Origin of the sequence: Candidatus Defluviilinea proxima, assembly GCA_016721115.1 — a bacterium.
GTDB lineage: Bacteria > Chloroflexota > Anaerolineae > Anaerolineales > Villigracilaceae > Defluviilinea > Defluviilinea proxima.
In genome coordinates, this window is record JADKIW010000001.1 from 3,728,570 (window position 1) to 3,751,846 (window position 23,277).

13 protein-coding genes are annotated in these 23,277 nt (G+C 46.9%); all 13 read left to right on the forward strand.

Features of this window, described 5'->3' with window-relative positions; all coding sequences use genetic code 11:
- The first annotated feature begins 2 nt into the window (after nucleotides 1-2).
- The 13 genes from IPP66_17250 to IPP66_17310 are packed head-to-tail and all read left to right on the forward strand — an operon-like array spanning nucleotide 3 to nucleotide 23,224.
- Nucleotides 3-1,046, forward strand: coding sequence for a hypothetical protein (locus IPP66_17250; protein MBK9927020.1), 1,044 nt, complete (start codon nucleotides 3-5; stop codon nucleotides 1,044-1,046).
- Between the two features lie 8 nt (nucleotides 1,047-1,054).
- Nucleotides 1,055-1,708, forward strand: a complete 654-nt coding sequence (locus IPP66_17255) for a hypothetical protein (protein ID MBK9927021.1) — start codon at nucleotides 1,055-1,057, stop codon at nucleotides 1,706-1,708.
- Nucleotides 1,709-1,711: 3 nt separating this feature from the next.
- Nucleotides 1,712-3,418, forward strand: a complete 1,707-nt coding sequence (locus tag IPP66_17260) for a GAF domain-containing protein (protein MBK9927022.1) — start codon at nucleotides 1,712-1,714, stop codon at nucleotides 3,416-3,418.
- A 9-nt stretch (nucleotides 3,419-3,427) separates the two neighbouring features.
- Nucleotides 3,428-5,155, forward strand: coding sequence for a GAF domain-containing protein (locus IPP66_17265; protein MBK9927023.1), 1,728 nt, complete (start codon nucleotides 3,428-3,430; stop codon nucleotides 5,153-5,155).
- A 3-nt stretch (nucleotides 5,156-5,158) separates the two neighbouring features.
- Nucleotides 5,159-6,913, forward strand: coding sequence for a GAF domain-containing protein (locus tag IPP66_17270; protein ID MBK9927024.1), 1,755 nt, complete (start codon nucleotides 5,159-5,161; stop codon nucleotides 6,911-6,913).
- Nucleotides 6,914-6,972: 59 nt separating this feature from the next.
- Nucleotides 6,973-9,186, forward strand: coding sequence for a GAF domain-containing protein (locus IPP66_17275; GenBank protein ID MBK9927025.1), 2,214 nt, complete (start codon nucleotides 6,973-6,975; stop codon nucleotides 9,184-9,186).
- Between the two features lie 40 nt (nucleotides 9,187-9,226).
- Entirely contained in the window at nucleotides 9,227-10,876 is a 1,650-nt protein-coding gene (locus IPP66_17280) for a GAF domain-containing protein (GenBank protein MBK9927026.1), read from the forward strand.
- A gap of 11 nt (nucleotides 10,877-10,887) precedes the next feature.
- The gene (locus IPP66_17285) at nucleotides 10,888-12,633 is read left to right on the forward strand and encodes a GAF domain-containing protein (protein ID MBK9927027.1); all 1,746 of its coding nucleotides are present in this window, start codon (nucleotides 10,888-10,890) and stop codon (nucleotides 12,631-12,633) included.
- Nucleotides 12,634-12,647: 14 nt separating this feature from the next.
- Nucleotides 12,648-15,470 (forward strand): GAF domain-containing protein, encoded by a 2,823-nt coding sequence (locus IPP66_17290; protein ID MBK9927028.1) that lies wholly within the window; start codon nucleotides 12,648-12,650, stop codon nucleotides 15,468-15,470.
- A 2-nt stretch (nucleotides 15,471-15,472) separates the two neighbouring features.
- The gene (locus IPP66_17295; GenBank protein ID MBK9927029.1) at nucleotides 15,473-16,987 is read left to right on the forward strand and encodes a GAF domain-containing protein; all 1,515 of its coding nucleotides are present in this window, start codon (nucleotides 15,473-15,475) and stop codon (nucleotides 16,985-16,987) included.
- Nucleotides 16,988-17,013: 26 nt separating this feature from the next.
- Nucleotides 17,014-17,781 (forward strand): ParA family protein, encoded by a 768-nt coding sequence (locus IPP66_17300; GenBank protein MBK9927030.1) that lies wholly within the window; start codon nucleotides 17,014-17,016, stop codon nucleotides 17,779-17,781.
- Complete coding sequence (locus IPP66_17305; GenBank protein MBK9927031.1) at nucleotides 17,747-21,511, forward strand: GAF domain-containing protein; 3,765 nt, start codon at nucleotides 17,747-17,749, stop codon at nucleotides 21,509-21,511. Before IPP66_17300 ends, IPP66_17305 begins: the two co-directional genes overlap by 35 nt.
- Nucleotides 21,512-21,547: 36 nt before the next feature.
- A complete protein-coding gene (locus tag IPP66_17310) occupies nucleotides 21,548-23,224 on the forward strand; it encodes a pyridoxal-phosphate dependent enzyme (GenBank protein ID MBK9927032.1) in 1,677 nt (558 codons plus the stop codon).
- The last annotated feature ends 53 nt before the right edge of the window (nucleotides 23,225-23,277 follow it).

Here is a 23,277-nt window from a genome sequence, read left to right on the forward strand (position 1 = left end):
TCATGCTAAGCGCAATCAGAAAATTCTTTACAGCCCCCGTATATAATGGCGACCCAGAAAAAACGCTGGACGCAAAAATTACGCATCGCGTAAGTGTGGCATTGCTTGGCCTTGCCATCTTATCCTTCCCACTTATTCTAGTAGGCACATCACAGCAAAACCGAGAATATGGCGTTATATCGAGTTCTCTCTCTATTGCAATCTGGCTATTCACAATTCTTTTAGTAAAACTTGAAAAACGGACGGTTGCAAAGATCATTATCCTGACTGTCAACACAGCTAGTATTTATTTTTCAATTTTCACATCAGGTGGTCTTGCACAGCCTACAATATTTGCCATGCTCTTTCTCCTGGCGGCAGCGCATCTCTTCTTCCCATCCAAAGGTGCAATTGTATACGGAGCAATCATCCTGGCACTTACATCACTTTTATATGGTCTACATATCATTGGTGTTGTACAAGAAACTCAGTCAACAAATATTGTACAGGGTATATTTTTAACCTTCGCATTTACCCTCATTGCAAGTGCAACCATCCTCGCCATCTCATCGTCGAACTACCAAGCAAACATCAAGGCAGTTCTAGAGAGAGAAAATGAACTTTACGAAAGAAATATCGAGCTCGATCAATTAAGAGGCGCGCTTGAGCAACGCGTATCTGAGCGCACCATACAGCTCGAAAAACGCGCCAATCAGTTCGAGGCCATTTCAACGGTCGCAAGCTCTGTCGCATCTTTAAAGAACATGGACGAGCTTCTCCCAGCGATTGCACGCCTCGTCATCGAAAGTTTTGGTTTTTACCACACCGGTATCTTCCTACTTGATAATAGCAAAGAGTTTGCCATTCTGGTAGCGTCACCAACAGAAGCTGGTAAACAAATGATTGCCAACGGGCACAAATTACGCGTGGGTGAGGTCGGCATTGTAGGACGTGTTGCATCATCTGGTGAGCCTCGTGTTACTCTAGATACCGGTCTTGATGCCGTACACTTTAATAATCCTCTTCTTCCAAATACCCGTTCAGAAATGGCCCTCCCCTCAAAGTAGAGGGAGAGATCATTGGCGTTCTCGATGTACAAAGTGATCAATCACAAGCGTTCAACGAAGATGATCTTGCCATTATGCAAGTATTGGCAGATCAACTAGCAACCGCGATTGAACGTACTCGTTTGCTTCAACAAGTAGAAGACAATTTTAAAGAGCTCGAAAAAGCCTATGGCCGTACTACAAGTGATAGTTGGAAGTCTCTTGCCCAAAGCGGCTTGATCAGTAATTTCGGCTATCGCTTCGACAATACCCGTATTCAACCGATCACAGAAGTTACAGAAACTGGGATAGAAGCCTTAACATCTGGCCAGATCATTGCAGGTAAAGGACATGCCGTTAAAGGCGAAACCGCCATTCCTATCAAATTACGCGGACAACCCATTGGCGTTGTGACTGTCAAGCTTAAGGAAGGGCATAGCACAAGCGCAATCGAAACGATCAAACAAGCGGTGGAACGTCTCGCAAGTTCATTGGAGAGTGCACGTCTCTTTGAGGAGGCACGCTTACGCGCAGATCGTGAACAGGCCATTGCGCAGGTTACATCCAATATTAGTGCTACGAGTGATTTCGACACCATCCTCCGCACAACAGTGGAAGAGATCGGCAAAAAGTTAGGGCAGAGCGAAGTCAGCATTCAAATGATCACGGGCACTGAGGAGTAAGACATGTTAAACGCAACAAAAAAATTCTTCTCCCCGCCAACCTTTGAAGATGAAGAAATCTCACGCCGAGCCAACTGGCTGAATATCATTGCCTGGTTCTTGATCGTTATTCGCGTCATTGTTATTGTAGCGCCAACATCAGGTAGCTTTGTATCCAGAGCAACATCATTTGATAACATTCACCCATTGTTATTTGCAATCGTCGCGCTCATATTAAATAAACGCGGTTACGTCCAAACGGCTGCCTTCATCATCTTGATAGATAACCTGTTTGGCATAGCTATATATTTCTCCGGACAAGGTGGGTTACGTTCACCGTTCTTAACTGCACTGGCCTTTTTGCTAAGTGTTGCAGCTCTCATCATCGGCGAAAGAGGCGCCCTGGGATTTACAGTATTAATCCTTATGACATTGGTTGGCTTTGCCATTGCAGACAACAACGATCTCATCACAAGTACAAGGCTTGAAAACACACGAATTCAGAACCTGTTATTTGGTCAAGCACTCATCTTTATTTCGACTGGATTCATCATATGGCTCACCACCCGTAGCCTGATGCAATCTCTTAAAAATGCACGACAAAAAGAGTTGGAAGTTAGAGCACTGGCATCCAACCTGGAAAAACGAGTGGATGAACGAACAGCAGAACTAGTGAGCAGGACAAGCGCTCTCGAAAAACAGACCCGTCAGCTACAGACAGTTGCCAGTGTAGCAAGAGCCATTGCATCAGTGCAAACCCTTGACAATCTGTTACCTGAAATCGCAAGACTTGTCAGCGAACAATTCGACTTCTATCATGTCGGTATTTTTCTTCTCGATCAAGACAAAAAAAATGCTGTTCTCCGCGCTTCAAACAGTGAAGGTGGTCAACGCATGCTGAGACGCCAGCACCAACTTAAATTGGATGCAAATAGTATCGTAGGCTATGCAACATCTCGTGGAGAACCTCGCATCGCTCTGGATGTTGGAGTTGATGCTGTTTTCTTCAACAACCCGGACCTCCCAGACACCCACTCCGAAATGGCCCTTCCACTCCGTATCGGTGCTGACGTAATCGGCGCATTAGATGTGCAAAGCACCCACACAAATGCATTCTCCGAGCAGGATATCGTTATTATCTCTACTCTCGCTGACCAAATTGCAATAGCCATCGAGAACACTCGCCTATTCAGCGAATCACGTGAGGCCCTCAAAGAATCGGAAGAGGCCTTTGTCCGTTACGTCAGGCGCGAGTGGAGTAGTTTTGCTACACAGGCAAAAAGCACTGGGTATCTGTTTGATGGAAACAGAACCATTTCGCTTGATGCAAAAGATAGATATAAAAAGATTAAATCACTGCCACAAACAGGTCAATTAGTACTGGAAAAAGATGCCAAGGATCTCACCATTCCCATCCGGTTACGAGGTCAAATAATTGGTGTTCTCGAAGTAAAACCAAAGGTTGATGGTCGTCAGTGGACACAGGACGACATGCTTCTATTGGAAGCCGCATCAGAACGTGCCGCCCTAGCTCTCGAAAATGCCCGCCTCGTTGAAACATCCGAGCGACGTGCGTCGCGTGAGCGTACCATCAGCGAAATCTCAACAAGGATCGGCGCAGTCAGTGACCTTGATGCCATCATGCAAGCCGCCGTAGAAGAACTTGGACGCAAGATCGGTAACGCCGCAGAAGTAACACTTGAACTTGATACAGAACAGGATAAATCGTAGGTTTATATTATGTTCGAACAGATCAAAAAAACCTTCTCTCCACCCGTTTTTCCTGATAATGATGATAAAACCCGTGCCGCCCTTTATGGCAACTGGATTATCCTGCTCTTTATGGGCCTTGTCCTTGCTACTGAAATCTCCGGGAAAATGGTACAGGGCGATTTCACTTTCAATATATTGGACGCTGCGTTATTCACACTTTTCGTCTTACTTTTCGTGGCTTGGGTATTACTCAAAAACGGATATGTAAATCAGGCAAATATATTGCTGGTTTCGTTGATGTGGACCATATCAAACTTATACGCATTTCTTGGCTTTGGCGTCAGAGACTCTGCCTACATTGCCAACTTTATCATCATTCTAGCCGCAGGGCTTTTACTGGGCTGGCGTGCCGCATCGATCCTCACAGCTGTTACCATCCTTACTGGTTTTGGCCTGGCATACGCAGAAACCCACAATTTGAGTCCAACCGCCTACTATTCCGTATCTGCAAACACAGCCAGAAACGATATGACTTCCATTCTCGTTGTGTATGCAATTTTTATTTTCCTGTTGTTCAATGGTTGGGATAGTGCCATAAAAAGCGCCAAACGAGGAAAAAACGAGCTGGAAATCAGCAACCGAGAACTCCTCGTGTCACAAAGCATGCTGGAGAAAAACCAAAGAGATTTATTAACTGCGAACCAGGAACTTGTTCATAGAAATGAACGCGTCAATGCGGTTGCTGAAATTTCCAATAAGATCGCCACCATTAACAACATCGAAGACCTCCTCGTGTCCATAGTACATACCATTAGTCGGAAATTTGGCTATTATCATGTAGGCATATTTCTTCTGGATGAAGGAAAACAGTTTGCTGTATTACGCGCAGCGAACAGTGATGGCGGGAAAAATATGCTTACGCGAGGTCACCGCTTGCGCGTCGGTGCACAAGGTATCGTCGGTTATGTTACCTATAGCGGAATTCCTCGTATTGCATTGGACGTAGGTGAAGATGCGGCTTTCTTCAACAATCCAGACTTGCCTGAGACCCATTCCGAAGTTACCCTGCCAATTAAATTTGGTAATGAAATAGTGGGAGCTTTAGACATTCAGTCGAAGGAAACAAATGCATTCACTAAAGAAGATGTGGAAGTCCTCTCCATTTTAACCAACCAGGTTTCGGTTGCGATCCAAAATGCATTTTCATTGGATCAGGCACGACGCGCACTTCAGGAAGCAGAGTTCGCCACCAGTCAATTAACAGGAATCGCGTGGAAAGAGTATGCAGAAAAAGTAAGAACAAAAGGGTATCGCTATGATGGCCTTCGACCCGAACCCTTGAAGGGATCAGTGAGCTCCTCCTCAGAGAGTGATTCAACGATAATACCTGTCCAACTACGCGGACAAACCATCGGGCGTTTGAAATTAAAGACATCTGACTCATCACGCAAATTAACAGATGACGAAATCGCCATTGTTGAATCCACTGCTGATCGTGTTGCTCTTGCCTTTGACTCGGCACGCTTGCTTGATGATGCACAAAAACGTGCTACTCGCGAATCATTCCTCTCTGAAATAGGCTCAAAACTCAGCACATCCTTTCAACTGGATACCATTCTTCGCGATACAGTAGAGGAACTTGGACAAAACCTGAAGGATTCGACAGTCACTTTCCAATTGGTGAACCCATCTTCGCCTATGACCATGGACAATAATGATGAAAACAAACCTTCATTGGGAAGAAAGACGGAGTAACGCATGGTGACGAATCAAACTCCAAATTCCAAGCCCGTCCAAAAACCCACCTGGCAACGACTGTGGGATTGGCTAACAGCACCAACCTCCGCCATTACAGATATTGGCGAGCAACGTTCTGCTCGTTTGGCTGCTTCTTTCCTATTTACGATCGCTTTCTTTGCATTTTTGGGTGGCATCGCCCGCTTTACAATGGCACATCGAAATATAGTGGAGGCATTTTCAGGCGGAATTGGTCTTTCACTCTTCCCAACCCTACTTGTCTACGCATTAGCACGGAGCAAATGGTATCGTGTCGCCATATTTATTTTTTCGGTCACGTACGGTTCTATTGCATATATTTCCATGATATCCGAAGGGGCTCAAGCAAATTCCGGGGTGCTAATTTTTATCTATGTCCCCATCAGCTTGATCGTTGCCAGTACATTTTTATCTGGGTGGGCAGTATTCCTACTAACGGGCCTAAATGTTGGCGCCCTTGTTGCTACAAAATACTTTGGTGCGCCAGTCCCGAGTGAGTTGGCCGTGGAAGCGGCGATGATCACCGTTATTGGTGTTGTATTAATTCTCCTCACAAATTTTCGGAAAAGCATTGAAGGTATCAGATTCCATCAATTACAAGATGCCAATCGCGAATTTGAAAATCTGGCTATCAACCTCGAACAACGCGTGAACGAACGCACGGCAGAACTTGAAAAGGCGAACATCCAAACCAGCCAACGCGCCAAACAACTGCAAACGATCACCCAACTTTCAGAGACCATCGCGCAGGTGCAGGATCTGAACGAACTATTCCCAGCCACTACAGAACTCATTAGTGAGCGATTTGGTTTTTATCACGTGGGCGTATTCCTCATTGACGAAGCGAAAGAGTTTGCTGTTCTACAAGCCGCCAACAGTGAGGGCGGAAAACGGATGTTGAACCGTGGGCACAAACTGAAACTCGGAACTGGTGTGGTAGGCTACTCTGCACAAACAGGTCAACCCCGCATCGCTCTGGACGTTGGGACTGATGCTGTTTTCTTCAACAACCCCGACCTACCAAACACCCATTCCGAAGCCGCCCTGCCGTTGAAATCACGTGGCGATGTTATCGGTATATTGGATGTACAAAGCACGGAAATAGGTGCGTTTACTAGCGAAGATCTGCAAGTACTTACAACCCTGGCCAATCAGGTATCCATTGCATTCGAGAACACCCGATTATTAAGTGAAACACGTGCGGCGCTTTTGCAAGTTCAGGAAGTGTATAACGAGTTCACACGGACCGAATGGGGCCGTGCCGTAACACTGGCTGAGCAACCTGGTTTCCGATATCAGGCAGGACGCATCGAAATGCTGGAAAATGCACTGCGCACTCCTGAAATACTGTCAGCAGTGGAAAATGGGACTGTTGTAGCGAATCAGCCCAACGGGTCGAAAGAGAAGCGAATGTCAATGGCAGTCCCGGTCAAATTACGCGGAGAAGTTATCGGCGTGCTACACATCGAGTCGAATAATTCGTCAAAAGAATGGCAACAAGATGAGATCAGCCTCGTGGAGGCAGTTGCAGAACGCGCCGCCTTTGCCATGGAAAACGCTCGATTGTTCCAGGATGCACGTCGGCGCGCCGCAAAAGAGCAATTGATCTCGCAGGCAACATCACGTATTAGTGGTGCTCTTGATCTCGAAAATATCTTGAAAAACACAGCCGAGGAACTGGAAAAAGTGCTGAGCGGTTCCGAAATATTGATCCAGTTCCAAAATAAAGAAAAATAGGAATAGAAATTTTCCTTACAGGCAACGGATAAAGCGACAATATTATGAAGACTGAAACCATGAAAATAAAAAACACACGAAGTCTGACAACCACATTAGCGATCAGCTTTTTCAGCTTGAGCGCGGTGGCCCTTTTGATTTCGAACAGTCTACAGATCGCATTAACTATCCGAACTCAGCAGACGGAAATCCTGGCCAAACAGGCGTTGATCGCTCAGGACACAGAGAAAAGAGTGAGTGATTTCATCCAGGGAAAGTTCGCATCCATGGAGACGGCCGCGAGCTTTTCCAATCTGGCAACAGCATCTTATGACGAGCGTATCACTGCGTTGAACGGTATGTTAGGCCTTGATCCTTCCTTCAGGCAGATCAGCATGACAAGTAGCGGCGCCAATCTCCAAGCATATGTCTCGCGTACATCTCAAACGATCTCTCAACAATTTGCGTCTCAACTTACTGGATCTGTGTATTCTGCGTTATCAATGGGAGAAAAATTCTTTGTCAGCCCAGTGTATTTTGATGAAACGACGGCTGAACCTCTAATCGCACTGGCTCTCCCATACAAGACCGTCTTTGGTGATTACCAAGGTGTTTTGTCAACCGAGGTCAGTTTAAGATTTCTTTGGGATCTAGTCGATACCATCAAGGTTGGCGAAACTGGATATGTATATATTGTGGACAATCAAGGAAACCTAATCGCCTACAAGGATAGAGGGCGAGTACTCGAAGGTGAAAATGTCAGCAATATTTTTGAAGTTAGCGAGTTTGTACAAGACCCTTCTGCCCCTCTCGATTTAACAGACGATGTAAACACATATACAGGGCTAAGTGGTGAAACCGTTTTAGGCACATTTGTGCCACTAGGAGCGCCCCAATGGGCGGTTGTTGTTGAATTACCACAGAAAGAAGCTTACCAAAACATAGTATCCCTCGCATGGCAGTCATTTGCGCTCGCAGTGCTTATTGCCTTACTTGCGGCATTGGTAGGGTATCTCAGTGCACAACGAACTGCAAAGCCATTGATCGAACTTTCCAGCGCAGCTACGGCCGTGGCCAATGGCAACTTCAATGTTCAAGCCAAAGTTGCTGGTGCAAAAGAGATCATACAACTGACAGATTCTTTCAACAACATGACGACCCAGTTGAGCGATTCGATCAGCAACCTCGAACAACGAGTTACAGAACGTACAGAAGATCTGCAAAAAGCCAATCAACAAAACGAACGGCGTGCCAAGCAATTTGAGGCTATCGCACGCGTTACCCGTACGATCAGTTCATCGTTTGAGCTTGATATTCTTGGAACACAAATTACGAACGCGATCAGCCGCGAGTTTGGTTTCTACCATGTTGGTATCTTCCTACTAGATAGCGCAAAGGAGTACGCAGTACTCAACGCGTCGAACAGTGAAGGTGGTCAGGTTATGTTGCAACGCGGACATAGACTTAAAGTTGGAGAAAAAGGAATGGTCGGCTTCGTATCCAGCACCGGCAAGCCGCGTGTGGCTCTTGATACAGGAGTAGATGCCGTCTTCTTCAACAACCCTGATCTACCCAATACACGTTCAGAAATCACGCTTCCCCTACGTGCAGGGGAAGATGTGATCGGTGTACTTGATGTACAAAGTGTTGAGTCAAATGCCTTCTCACGTGAGGATGTAAATATCCTTTCGATCCTTGCCGATCAGGTTAGTATTGCGTTCCAAAATGCAAGGCAAAATGAGGAAACGCGAAGGGCGTTGGCTGAATCTGATGCACTTTCACGTCAATTTGTCCAAACTGGTTGGCGCCAATTCACAAAGAAGCAAAACCTGTTGGGTGTGCGTCACGCCGGTACAAAGGCAACCATTCTTTACAGTGATGAAGAAACCAAAGGCAAAGATCAGCTACTTAAAACGACAAAGCAGGCAACAGTCAAGCCAAGAGGCGGCTTTTTATCTCTTCCTATTAAATTACGTGGTGAGGTCATCGGTTCAGTAGATATTCAGGCCACAGACAATCGTCAATGGGAACAGGACGAGATGGATATTGTTACAGCGATCATCGAGCGCGCGGCCATCGCAATGGAAAACTCTCGATTGCTCAATGAAGCCCAGCAGCGTGCGGCAAGAGAGCAAGCCATTGGTGAAATGTCAGCGAAGATCGGTGCTTTTACCGAAACCGAAGCCATTCTTCGCGCAACAGTAAACGAGATCGGGCAAAAGCTTCGCGGTGCTCGTGTGGTTTTTGAGCTTGGTACACAGGATGATGATCGAAAACGGAGCAAGTTGAAATGAACACTCAGGTTGAAGAGAAATATACTGAGGTTAAAGATATATGTTAAATAGAATCAGAAAATTCTTTGCTCCCCCTATCCTCGAAGATGAAGAGGCTACGCGCCGGGCAAGTTGGCTTAATGCCATCATACTTTTCCTAATCGTGCTCCGCCTTATCATCATTTTGGCCCCAACCACTAATGATTTCTTAACAAGGGCAACGTCGATAGAAAACATACGTCCGCTCTTGCTCGCAGTTATCGCCTTTATTCTTAATAAAAGAGGATATATTGGAATTGCGGCCACGATCATTTTGGTAGACAGCTTAATAGAATCGTCAATCTACTTCCTTGGACAGGGAGGCTTACGCTCTCCATTTTTAACCGCCTTCGCTTTTCTCCTATGTGTTGCCGCCCTCATTGTAGGTGAGCGGGGAGCAATGCACTTTACATCACTTCTCGTCGTTGTATTAATCGGCTTCGCCGTCGCAGAAAACTATGGTTTCGTGACAAGCGACAGGCTTCAAAATACAAGTACCTTTAGTTTACTTTTCGGTCAAATTGTGGTGCTTGTACCAACAGGTTTCGTTATCTGGCTTACCACCCGCAGTTTGAGACAATCTCTCAAGAATGCACAACAAAAAGAGGCGGAAGTGAGAACGCTGGCGTCTAATCTTGAAAAACGGGTGGAAGAACGCACTGTTGACCTTGAAACAGCCAATCAAAGGAATGAAAAACGCGCACGCCAGTTTGAAGCGATTGCGCAAGTGGCATCTGTATCATCTGCTGGCGAAAGTCTTAATGAAGCCCTACTTCAGTTGACATTTGTAATCAGCAAACAATTCGGTTTTTATCATGCAGGTATTTTTCTTTTGGATGAATCAAAGAAATATGCAATCCTAAAATCTGCAAATAGTGAAGGCGGCAAACGAATGTTGGAGCGCGGTCACCGATTGGAAGTTGGTGAAACCGGTCTGGTAGGTTTTGTAGCTGCGACAGGCAGGCCTCGTATTGCATTAGATACGGGGGCCGATGCTGTTCATTTCAACAATCCAGATTTGCCAGAAACGAAATCGGAAGTGGCCCTGCCTCTTTTACAAGGAAAAGAGGTCATCGGTGTTTTGGACGTTCAAAGCATAGAATCTCAGGCTTTCACAACAGAGGATATTGAAACACTGTCAATTCTGGCAAGCCAGGTAAGCATCATCATTCAAAACACACAATTATATGAAGAAAACGCCGTAGCGCTTCAGAACGCAGAGAAAGCATACCGCCAATTGACCGGCGAAACCTGGAAAGAAATGTTGAAAGCACAAGCTTTGAAGGGATATGTGTACGATGGGATTCGAAGCGAGCCACTCAAACGGACTCTACAATTGGAAAACCCAGTTTCGATACCTGTCAATGTGCGTGGGCAGAACATTGGTGCACTAAAACTCGAAGCTTTAGATAATGATCGAGAATGGTCTGAAGACGAGATAGCCATGTTGACCGCCGCCGCAGAACGCGCCGCCCTCGCTCTTGAAGGTGCCCGTCTGTTGGCAGAAAGCCAGAAACGTGCAGCAAAGGAGCGCACTATTGGAGAAATCACATCCAAGATCAGCGCACAAAGCGAGGTTGATGAGCTTTTGAAAACAGCTGCAAGGGAACTAAGCCGTACATTGCCTGGCACGGAAATTGCAATACAGTTCAACAGGGAAAGCACTGAATAAAGGATACGACCATGTTAAATGCAATCAGAGTTTTCTTTACAGCCCCTGTATACGAAGGCGACCCAGAAAAAACATTAGACGCCAAAACCACACACCTCGCAAGTATGGCATTACTTGTTCTTGGTATATTATCAATTCCGCTCATTGCCTTTAGTGAGGTGGAACAAACCAAAACTTTTGGTCTGATATCAACAACTGTGTCCACCATAATCTGGTTTTTTGCAATCCTTTTAGTAAAGCGTGAAAAACGGACTGCAGTAAAAATCATTATTTTATCTGTCAATACAGCTAGCATTTATTATTCGATAATCACATCAGGTGGTCTTGGGCGTCCCACGATCATTGTACTTTTATTCCTTCTGGCCGCAGCACATCTCTTTTTCCCGCTAAGAGGTGCTATTGGATACGGGATTCTCTTGTTGGTCATCGCATCCAGCATTTATGGATTGCAATTAACAGGCATTGTGCTAGAAACGCAAGCGGTCAACACATCACAAACCCTGTTATTAACCTTTATTTTCACCGTTGTTGCAAGTGCAGGCATTCTAGCAATCTCGTCTGTCAACTATCAAGCTAATATAAAAATGATTCAAGAAAGCGAACGTGAACTTCGCGAAAGAAATAATCAGCTTAATCATTTGAGAGATTCCCTTGAGCAGCGAGTTACTGAACGAACTGTGGAGCTTGAACGCGCTAATAATTACAACGAAAAACGCGCGCGCCAATTCGAGGCTGTTGCACAGGTAGCACGTCTCACTGCCACAAATGAGCAGATTGAAGAACTTCTCCCCCATCTGGCATCAGTTATCAGTGGACAATTTGGTTTTTATCATACCGGCATCTTCCTTTTGGATGACAGCCGAACTAATGCTGTTTTGCGTGCATCAAACAGCGAAGGCGGTAAACGGATGGTCCAACGCAAACATAAACTTCAGGTTGGACAAGCCGGTATCGTGGGTTTCGTCTCTGCTACAGGAACACCACGCATCGCCCTCGACGTTGGATCTGATGCTGTTTTCTTCGATAATCCAGATCTCCCCAACACGCGCTCTGAAATGGCCCTACCCCTTCACATAGCAGATGAAGTAATAGGTGTGCTTGATGTACAAAGTACAGAGCCGAACGCCTTCCAACAGGCAGATGTCGAAGTGCTATCAACGCTTGCGAATCAGGTTTCGATCGCTATTCAAAACGCACAATCTTTTGAAAGAGCCCAACAGCTTTTACAAGATGCCCAAAGGGTTTCCAGCATCTATTTACAAGATGCATGGAAAATCCTGGAATCAGAAAGAACGCTCCTTGGGTATCGCGCTTCTGGTGAGGAGTTGCAGGCCTATACCAAGCCATTATCATCTGTCCATGTTATAAAAGCGATCGAAAGCAAGCAAACAATCTCTGAAGGCGGGAAGAACGCTACGCTTGCTGTCCCCATACGCCTACGCGATGAAGTGATTGGCATCATGGATATTCGCACACAAAACGAACACGAATGGGACGTAGATGAAGTGGATATTGTAGAGGCCGTAGCAGAACGTCTTTCGCTTGCGATTGAAACATCACTACTGCTCAAATCTACACAAAAACGTGCCGAACTGGAACGCATTACATCTGAAATATCCGGGAAGCTTGGCGCCACATCACAGTTTGATACCCTCCTTCGGACCGCCGCAGAAGAGCTCAGCCGTGTTCTGGGAGGTTCTGATGTGCTCGTTCAAATTCAGCCAGTGATTGATACCTCTACCAATCTGGAAAGCTAAAAGAGAAATGGTCTATGTTTAGAAACCGCTACCAAGCACTATCTTCATCTGAAAGGCTCGCATTCTGGATTGCTTTATTGTTTGGCATCGGATTTGCCATTTTTTCGAGCATTCTAATAGAGACCCTTCTAAATGCGCCTAACCTTCAATATAGGGTTGCAAACTTAGTGCCGTTCGCCTTATCCCTTTTAGCATTTACAAGCTCAATATTGATACTCACTGGCAGGGTAAAACTAGCCGCATGGTTCATCCAACTTGGTGCATTTCTAATCTTAGGATTTAGTGTTACTCAAGCCGCAGGATACGGCTTCGCGTCTGCAGCCATCTTTATCGCAATCTCGTTATATATCCCTGTAAATGCGCTTAAGGGGCGCGATTCGTCCAATGCACTTTGGATAGGTATTGCAGGAACTATCACCATTATCATCATCGACACCTTCTGGACAGGTTTCCGCGTACCAATCCTTGCAAGGAATGTACTATCTGCAAACATCATTACGCTTGTCCTTGCATTAATCCTGACATCAACCACAATTATTCAATTCAATTCCTACACTATTCGTACCAAGCTTTTGATCCTTTCACTTGGCGTAGGCTTGATTTCCATTCTCTCAATTGCAATATTTACGACATTTTCAATCAGTCAAACTTTAACCCGCCAAACCCATAACGCGCTTGTTTCTGCATCAGAACAGTCTATGGAAGAGATAGACACCTACATCACGTACAACATAAATACAATTACAGCAGAGGCACAGACTCCGGAAATTGTGGGGTTCCTACAATTATCATACGGCGAGCAAAGGAACAATAGAGAGGAAATATCGTCCCATCTAAATTCACTCATCCAGCGTGACCCAGACCATATTATCTCATTTACTCTTCTATCGTATCGCAATGGCTATGTAGTCGCAGATACCGATCCCTTCAATGTTGGTTTTGCTGAAGCAGATCGAGATTACTTTGCCATTCCGAGAAATACAGGTAAAGCATATGTTTCTCCTGTAAGTTATGCCCCTCAATCCACTGATCAACAATTCAATATCGGTGTTCCTGTCGTTGATTCGAATGGTAAATTTCTGGGTGTTTTAAATGGACGTTTTCGTTCCATCATCCTGAATGAGATCATTGCCAGTAACAACAATCTCGCCGGAGAAGGTTCCTACGGGATTTTGCTGGACGAATACAACCTTATCCTTGCACATGGAACAAACCCTGACTGGGTGTCACACACCATCGAAAAACCCACAGCCGATACCATTGCTACCCTCCAAAAAGAGAACAGAATATTAAGAGACATAGGCGGTAAAAACATATCGCTTGATATGCCAGATTTTTCAGGAAAATTACAGGCGCTTTCAACGAATGTCCCGTATTTCAGCAGTACTGACAAAGCTTGGGGTACTTCTGTTGAAGTAGGCGTGACAAAATCATCAACAACACAGCTAAAACTGGCTTATGTCCAACCTCAATCTGTTGCTCTGGCAACCATCAACCAGCAACAACAGATCACAGTTGCGGTAGCGATCATAACAGGCATGCTTCTATTGATCATAGTGTTCCTCGTTGCCCGTACAATTACGTCACCGATTGCTAATCTTTCAAAAGTTGCAGAAGATATCGCATCAGGGAATATCTCTGCACGTGCACAATACGAAATTAACGATGAGCTTGGTACGCTTGCGAACGCGTTCAATCGTATGACCAGTCAATTGCAAGATACGCTTGGAGGTTTGGAAAGACGCGTAGCAGAACGTACTGCAGATCTCGATACGGCTCGTCTACTCAGTGAACGTCGCGCACAAGAACTTCAGGCCATCAACGAAATCTCCCGCACCATTTCCACAGAACAACGGCTTGATGTCCTTCTCACGCTCATCACGCGTCTTGTGAGCGAACGCTTTGACTTCTATCACGTTGGCATCTTCTTTGTGGATGATGCGCGTCGTTATGCCTACCTGCAAGCGGCAAACAGCGAAGGTGGGCAAAGGATGCTGGCACGTGGTCACCGCCTTGAAATAGGAACGGGATTAGTGGGAACTGTTGCACAAACAGGGAAACCTCGCATCGCTCTGGACGTTGGGTCTGATACTTCATTCTTCAACAATCCCGACCTCCCTGGCACGCACTCTGAAATGGTGCTTCCACTCAATGCTCGTGGCACAACCATCGGCGCATTAGATGTACAAAGTGTAAAACCTGGTGCGTTCACCGAAACCGATGCCAATACCTTAGGCATCCTCGCAGATCAAATCGCCATCGCCATTGAAAACGCCCGCTTATTCAGTCAGACGCAACAAGCCCGTGAGGAAGCCGAGGCGCTGTATTCACAAATACTCAGCAAGGAATGGAGTGCGTTTACTCATCAAGAGGAAAAGATCGGTTACCAAAAAACAGCGACCGGTGGTGGTTACGTAGTGCAACCCATAGAAACGGATGAAATCCGCACGGCCCTTGAAAATGGACAAGTCGTTGTCATCGAAGGGACAGAAGACAAAACTCAGTCTTCCATTGCTGTCCCAGTCAAATTGCAAGGCATAACCATCGGCGTGCTCAACATCAAAGCACCTACGAAGAATCGCAAGTGGAACAAAGAGGAAATCAACCTGGTGCAAGCTGTATCAGATCGTCTTGCGCTCGCACTAGATAATATTCGTCTCTTGCAAGAATCTCAACGCCGCGCCGCCAAAGAAGCCAAGATCGGTGAAGTTTCTGCAAAGATCGGCGCATCCATCAACATGCGCAACGTGTTGCAAACAGCTGTCGAAGAATTGGGACGTGCTCTTCCGGGCTCAGAAGTGGTGATCCAATTCCAAACCGAACAGGAAAAACAATAACTATGGAAACTGAGAAAAAAGCTCCTACAGAAACAACTGGCCGTTTTATCAGTTTGCAAACCAAGTTGCTCATTGGCTTCTTGGGATTGTCGGCCCTTGTTTCGTTCCTTACCGCACGTGGTATTTACACAAATATGCAAAATGTATTGACGGATGATGTTCGAGCAAAATTCGTCACGCAATCGACGTATGTATTCTTTTTTGCTGTCGGCCTTGGTATTGCCTTTGGGCTGGTAGCAGGAAAAGTGATAACAGATTCGATTCTGAAACTTTCAGCAGGTGCAAAAGCACTCGCCGCTGGAGAGCTTTCAGAACGCATTGAACTTGACACTCACGACGAAATTACAGACCTTGCAAAAACATTCAATACCATGGCTAGTGAAATTCAAGGACTTATTAACAGCCTTGAACAGCGCGTTGCAGAACGCACAACTGACTTGGAAAACCGAACGAAAGAATTGGAAAGCGCGAACGAAAACATTAAGCGACGTGCTTCACAATTCGAGGCTCTAGCCCAAGTCTCACAATCCATATCGTCTGTGCATGATCTACAGGAATTACTGCCCCATATTACATCTGTTGTAAGTGAGAAATACAACTTCTATCATGTGGGGATCTTCCTTCTTGATGAGCCCAACGAATATGCAGTACTTACCGCCGCCAACAGTGTCGGTGGAAAGAAAATGCTTGAACGCCAGCATCGTCTTAAAGTTGGCGAACAGGGCATCGTTGGTAGTGTCACATCCACTGGAGAGCCTCGCATCGCGCTTGATGTTGGTAAGGATGCGGTTTTCTTTACAAACAAAGACCTACCTGACACTCACTCAGAAATGGCATTGCCACTTCGAAGCGGAAACAAGATCATTGGCGCACTTGACGTACAAAGCACAGAAACAGGCGCTTTCTCAAGCGAAGATGTGCAAACTCTGAGCTTGCTCGCAAGCCAAGTAAGCCTTGCCATTGAAAATGCCCGCCTCTTTGAAGAAGAAAACACCACACTGGAAGAATTGCAGACGATCAGCCGCCAATCCACCCGCGATGCATGGAAACGTCTTCCTCAGAAACAAAAGCTTCTGGGATATCGTTACAACGCCATGGGTTCAACACCACTCAAAGAATTTGTTAAATTGGCAGAATCAGATAAAGGCAAGACAAAAGCCAAAGGCGCTGAAGCAGGCCCCTTTGTCGTCCCGATCGAACTGCGTGGTGAGATAATCGGTAATCTCCTCGTCCAGTCATCCACTGGAAAAGAGTGGAATTCCGATGAACAGGATATCATCAAAGCAGTGGCAGAACGCGTAGCCCTCTCTGCAGAAAACGCACGTCTATTCGAAGAAACGAACCAGCGTGCTGAACGTGAACGTCTCGTCTCTGATATCACGAGCAAGATCAGAAGTCACAACAACCCGCAAGCCATGATCGAAACGGCCGTCAATGAGCTCCGCAATGCATTGGGTGCCAGCCGGGTGGAAGTCATTCCACAAAAGACAACAGACGGCATAGAAGAAAAGGAATAAGGTGTGAGATGGCTTATGTAATCGCAATGTCAAACGAAAAAGGCGGCGTAGCTAAAACAACATCCACGCTTTCGCTAGGTGCGGCGTTGGCCGAGCTGAACTATCGCGTGCTGTTAATCGACCTTGACCCACAGGCAAATCTTTCACTTGCCCTCGGGCTTGAGACCGAGGAGGTAAGTGTTACTTCCGCGAGCGTTTTGATCGAAAATGCCGCGATTAAAACGGGCATTCAAAAATCGGATATCAAAAACCTTGATCTTATCCCGTCCAGTTTCAAGATCGAGGACGCTGAACAATTTTTGCCTATGCGGACGCATTACCTCATGACGCTTCGCGAGGCCCTTGCGGCTGAGAAGCTCCCCTACGACTATATCCTCCTCGATTGCCCTCCCGCACTCGGCGCGATCACCCTTAACGCACTTTCAGCGGCCGATCTACTTATCATCCCTACGCAAGCGGAATATTTCTCAGCCTACGCATTAAGAAACATGATGGGCACCATTCGCCGTATCAGGCAGGAAGTAAATCCTGGCCTTGCCTATCGCATTCTTGTCACCCTGCTTGATCGCCGTAACCGCACACACCGCAACATCTTCGAACAACTACAAACCACATTTGGACAGGGTGTGTTTACGACCGTTATTGAAATTGATACCAAATTAAGAGAAAGCCCAATTGCCGGAGTGCCGATCACTCACTACAAGCCAGGAAGTCGCGGCTCACAACAATACCGTGTTCTTGCCCAGGAGTTAATTGAATATGCCAAAGAAGAAGCCAGTCGCCAAGCGGCTTAAAAAGCTATTTAAAGGTATTGAGTACGAAGAACCAAACGCCGCGCAACCAGAAGGCGTCTCTAAAAACGCGCCTGTTGAAAACGTAAAATCTTCAACAGAAGCCCTGCCTACTGTTAGACGTGCACGTGCTTTGGAACCTGTGCAAACCATGCAAGTAGATAAAGCGTTGGCACTGGCGTTTAAGACTGGCCCGGAAAATTGGGCTACCCTGCAAGTATTGGACGAAACACAAGAACGGGAATGGAGCGAGGAAGATCAGCTACTAGTACAGCAGGTTACCGATCAGCTTTCGCTCGCCCTTGAAAATGCACGCCTGTTTCAAGAAACACAACGCCGCGCCCAAGAAATGACCGCGCTCGCTGAAGTAGGGCGCGAAATTTCTGCTACTCTTGATCTGAAAACTGTTCTCGAAAGAATCGCAGAGTATGCTATTAAACTTCTCAACGGCCTAACCGTTGCAGTGTACATTCCAGACGCAGAATCTAAAATGCTCACCCCCATTGCTGTGGTGGGGTTGGAAGCCGAAGAGGTGTTGAAAGATCCTCTTCAGGTCGGGACAGGCGTCATTGGCGCAGTTGCCAAAACAAAAACTGGCGAGATTGTCAATAACGTAAATTACGACAAACGTGCAATAACTGTTCAGGGCACAGCAGAAAATACACCCTATGAACACCTGATGGTAGCCCCAGTGCTGTTACAAGATCGCCTGACGGGTGTGCTCGCTATTTGGCGTGAAGGGGAAGGCACTGATTTCAACCAAAATGAATTTGACTTCCTCTCAAGCCTTGCCCAACAAACCGCCATCGCCATCGAAAATGCACGTCTTTTCGAAGATGTCACCAGCAGTCAAAGCCAGCTCTCAGAAGCCTTACATATTGCACGCATCGGTTACTTTGAATTTGATCAAAATACCCAGATCATTACAGTAACGAACGAATTACTCGACCTCGTAGGGACAACACCGGAGAAAGAAGGCGGTTACCAGGTTCCTGTTGACTATATTCTCGGAAAGTTCGTTGTTCCTGAAGATCGCCACCTCTTAACCCAAGCAATCAACGATACCCTTAATGCCAAGGAAGGCGAAAAGGATATCAGTGTGGAAACCCGGTATCGAACTGTAGACGGTCGTATCATCTGGGTAAGTTCCACATATAAAGCTGAACGTGACGCACAAGGCAACCCGATCAAGATCGTTGGGTCTTCGCAGGATATCACCGAACGCAAGATCAACGAACTGACACAGGCCGCCATTACGCACATCTCTGAAAGTGCTCTTACATCAAAAACAGACAACGAGCTTTTCAAAACGGTTTACGATTCAATTCAGACCATTCTGCCTGCCAAAAACTTCTACATTGCGCTCTACAATCAAACAACCAACATGATTCATTTCCCATATCATGCTGATGAACATGATGATGATTGGGCTCCGCGCAAACTCGGTAGAGGGTTAACCGGTTATGTTATTCGATCAGGCAAAGCCCTGCGGACTACGCCAGAAATTTATTCCGACCTTGAGGCCTCAGGTGAGATCATTGCCGATGGCACTCCCAGCGTGGATTGGCTTGGCGTTCCGCTAAAAAGCGAAGGCGTTGTTCGCGGCGTGATGGCAATACAAGTCTACGACCAGGCTGTACGCATTACAGACCGTCACCAGGAGATCCTTTCGATCTTGAGCGGTCAAGCAATGGCTGCATTAGAACGTCTACAAGCCAGAGAGACGCTGGAAAGACGTAACACGTACCTTGCGGCTTCGGCTGAGATCGGTCGTCTCGTTACCTCCACACTCGACCTAAACACGATCTTCACACGGACCGTCAACCTGATTAATGACCGATTTGGTTTTTACTTCGCTTCGATCTATGAAATCGATGAAGATGGTTTCCATGCCATCCTTCGTGAAGGAACTGGCGGCGCTGGCGAGACAATGAAGATCCAGAAATACCGGGTATCTGTCGGGACACAAAGTGTTATCGGCAAAGCAACAGATACAGGCGAGACTGTCATCGTCAACAACGTGTACGATGAACAAATGCATCAGCCCAACCCGTTATTGTTAGATACGCAATCAGAGATCGCCATCCCATTGAAAGTCGGTGGAAAGATCCTCGGCGTGATCGATATTCAGTCGAAAACCGCACAAGCCTTTACCGCAGATGACATCGCAGTGTTGCAATCATTGGCAGATCAGGTTGCTGTTGCAATCAACAACGCTAAGCTCTACGATGAATCACAGGAACTCATCAAAACACTCAAGGAAGTGGATCAACTCAAGAGTCAGTTCCTTGCGAACATGAGTCATGAACTGCGAACCCCTTTGAACTCCATCATCGGTTTCTCGCGCGTTATCTTAAAAGGCATCGATGGCCCTGTCACCGAAATGCAGGGACAGGATCTGACAGCCATCTACAATTCAGGTCAACACCTGCTCGGCCTCATCAACGACATCCTCGACCTGGCCCGCATCGAAGCTGGCAAGATGGAACTCAACTTCGAGGAAGTACATCTCTCCGAAATGATCCACAGCGTGTTTTCCACTGCGAAGGGTCTTGTCAAGGAGAAGCCGGTTCAGTTGTTGGAAAAGGTTCCGCCGGATATGCCAACCATCCGCGGCGATACGATGCGCGTTCGCCAGGTTATGATCAACCTGATCTCGAACGCATCCAAGTTCACCGATGAGGGTTCGATCACGATCCAAACCGAAGTGCAAAAGGGCCCCAATGGAAAGTTGGAAGCTCTCATCAACGTAATAGATACGGGCCCAGGCATTTCACAGGAAGGGCAGGAAAAACTCTTCAAGGCCTTCTCACAAGTGGACGGTTCGGCCACTCGTAAATCCGGCGGTTCAGGCCTTGGACTTTCGATCTGCGCCAACCTCGTACAGTTACATGGCGGCCGCATCGGTGTTCACAGTGAAGAAGGCAAAGGCTCTACATTCTGGTTCACCGTTCCACTCTTCAAACAACCCGCAGAAGAGATTCCGCAGGACAAGAAAGTTGTCCTTGCCATCGACGATGACCCGCAAGTGATCAGTTTATACGAACGCTATCTCAACCCACAGGGATATTATGTAGTGCCACTTACACAACCGGCAAAAGCAAAGGAACGCATTAAGGAACTCAAGCCGTTTGCTGTTACCCTTGACATCATGATGCCGAACATAGATGGCTGGACCGTGCTGACCGAACTCAAGTCTGATCCAGAAACACGTGATGTTCCCATCATCATCTGTTCCATTGTTGAACAAACGGATAAAGGTTTCAACCTCGGTGCGGCTGATTATCTCGTCAAACCGATCCTTGAGGAAGAAATTGTCCACGCTTTGGACCGTATCAATAAACATGGAGATATTCACGAAGTGCTGGTCATCGATGATGACCCGAACGATCTACGCCTGATCGAGAAACTTCTAAATCAGGATGGAAAATATAAGACCACACTTGCCGAAGGTGGACGCAAAGGCTGGGAACTTATCAATACCCACGCGCCCGATGCGATCATCCTGGATATCTTCATGCCCGAAATGGATGGATTCACCATATTGGAAAAACTGCGCGAGGACCCAACACTGCGCGACATCCCAGTTTTAGTGGTAAGTGGCGGCGGCCTGACCAATGAACAACAAAAGCAACTTGCCGATTATGGGCAAAGGCTGATCGCCAAAGGTTCGCTCAAAGAGAATGACCTGATCTCAAGTATCGAGAGCGCACTTAGACGTATCGGCGACTGAGCCAAAAACACCTTACATCATGGAAATGAAAATAGAATGTCATTCGTAATTCGTTGTCTCGATTGCGGCCATGCCGCTTCTTTCATGCCCAACTCAATGCACTGCCCCAAGTGCAATAGTCAGTGGCGTGAAGCTGAATATGATATGGAAGAGGTCAGCAAGACTTTTCCATCACAACTCAAGAACCGGGAGTTCGGTTTGTGGCGCTACAAGGAGCTTCTCCCGATTCACAACCCCAACCCAAGCTTAAGGCTTGGCGAAGGTGGTACCCCTCTCATCAAAGCCGCAAACCTTGGCATGATGCTCGGTCTCACCAATCTTTACATCAAAGATGAGCGTCAGGGACCCACCTCCTCATTCAAGGATAGGCAGGCCGCTCTTACGATTGCCGCACTCAAAGAAGGTGGTGTGACCGAAATGGTCGCCGCATCCACAGGGAATGTAGCCATCTCGCTTTCGGCATATGCGGCTCGGGCGGGAATCAAGCTTTGGGCTTTCGTCACCAGCCTTGTTCCCGGGGTAAAGATGCGCGAGATCGCTTTGTACGGGAGTCAGGTGATTAAGATCACTGGGTCCTACGATCAAGCAAAGCTTATGGCGGCAGAGTTCGCACGTCAACGCGGTTTGTATCAGGATATGGGCGCACGCACGGTCACAGCGGTGGAGGCCATGAAGACCATCGCGTATGAGATCGCTGAGCAATTGACATTCCAAAACGGTGCACCAACTGGTTCAACCGAAGAGAAACCCAAATGGCAGACACCAGATTGGTACGTGCAAGCGATTAGTGGCGGCATGGGGCCGCTCGGCGTCTACAAAGGCTTCCGTGAGTTGAAGGCACTTGGAATGATAGACCGCATTCCTGCTATTGTGCCGATTCAAGTGGAAGGCTGTGCGCCCATGGTGGAAAGCTGGAAGAAGGGGCTTGAAAAAGCTGAGCCTGTTCTTTCACCCAAGACCCGCATTGAAACATTGGCAACCGGTGACCCTGGCCGTACTTACACCATGTTACGCAAACAGGTCAACGAAACTGGCGGTGTGTTCGAAAGTGTATCGGATGAAGATGCGTTCCGAGCCATGCATGTACTTGCCAAAATGGAAGGGATCTCTGCAGAACCGGCCGCCGGTGTGGCATTTGCAGGGCTCTTCAAGTTGGTGCGCGCTGGTATTATCAAACCGAACGATACGGTCATTGTTAACTGCACAGGTCATACACTTCCAGCAGAACAATATCTCTTCGGCGAAGGCTGGACGCGCGATGTGGACCTGCGCCTCAAACCAACAGAGACAGAGACTCCACAAGAAGGTTTACTCTCAGCCCTCAACAATGTGACACCGAACCGCTTCTCTCGCGTAGCGGTAGTTGATGACACCGCCGAGGCACGTCGTCTCATCCGACGTATTCTCCAATCACAAGGTGATTTTGAAATATTCGAAGCAACGAACGGACGCGAAGCCATTGAACTGGTGACCCGTGAATTACCCGACCTCGTGATCCTTGACCTGATGATGCCAGAATTGGATGGCTTTGGGGTGATGGATATCCTCCGAAGTAACCCGGAGACTGCCACCATTCCGGTCATTGTAGCCACGGCCAAAGAATTGACCGTGGACGAGAAGAGTCGCTTACAAGGACAGATCCAATCGTTGATGTTGAAGGGCGATTTCCTGAATGACGAATTTTTGGAAGAAGTCCGTTCGCTGATAAAATAAAGGGTGTAACTACAGGCAATGTTCTTATCAGCGACGGGCGGAAGGTCTGCCCG

Excerpts from the sequence above, each read along its gene's own strand:
- IPP66_17250 (MBK9927020.1), top strand. The coding sequence starts at position 3 with ATGCTAAGCGCAATCAGAAAATTCTTTACAGCCCCCGTATATAATGGC.
- IPP66_17260 (MBK9927022.1), top strand. The coding sequence starts at position 1,712 with ATGTTAAACGCAACAAAAAAATTCTTCTCCCCGCCAACCTTTGAAGAT.
- IPP66_17265 (MBK9927023.1), top strand. The coding sequence starts at position 3,428 with ATGTTCGAACAGATCAAAAAAACCTTCTCTCCACCCGTTTTTCCTGAT.
- IPP66_17270 (MBK9927024.1), top strand. The coding sequence starts at position 5,159 with ATGGTGACGAATCAAACTCCAAATTCCAAGCCCGTCCAAAAACCCACC.
- IPP66_17275 (MBK9927025.1), top strand. The coding sequence starts at position 6,973 with ATGAAAATAAAAAACACACGAAGTCTGACAACCACATTAGCGATCAGC.
- IPP66_17280 (MBK9927026.1), top strand. The coding sequence starts at position 9,227 with ATGTTAAATAGAATCAGAAAATTCTTTGCTCCCCCTATCCTCGAAGAT.
- IPP66_17285 (MBK9927027.1), top strand. The coding sequence starts at position 10,888 with ATGTTAAATGCAATCAGAGTTTTCTTTACAGCCCCTGTATACGAAGGC.
- IPP66_17290 (MBK9927028.1), top strand. The coding sequence starts at position 12,648 with ATGTTTAGAAACCGCTACCAAGCACTATCTTCATCTGAAAGGCTCGCA.
- IPP66_17295 (MBK9927029.1), top strand. The coding sequence starts at position 15,473 with ATGGAAACTGAGAAAAAAGCTCCTACAGAAACAACTGGCCGTTTTATC.
- IPP66_17300 (MBK9927030.1), top strand. The coding sequence starts at position 17,014 with ATGTCAAACGAAAAAGGCGGCGTAGCTAAAACAACATCCACGCTTTCG.
- IPP66_17305 (MBK9927031.1), top strand. The coding sequence starts at position 17,747 with ATGCCAAAGAAGAAGCCAGTCGCCAAGCGGCTTAAAAAGCTATTTAAA.
- IPP66_17310 (MBK9927032.1), top strand. The coding sequence starts at position 21,548 with ATGTCATTCGTAATTCGTTGTCTCGATTGCGGCCATGCCGCTTCTTTC.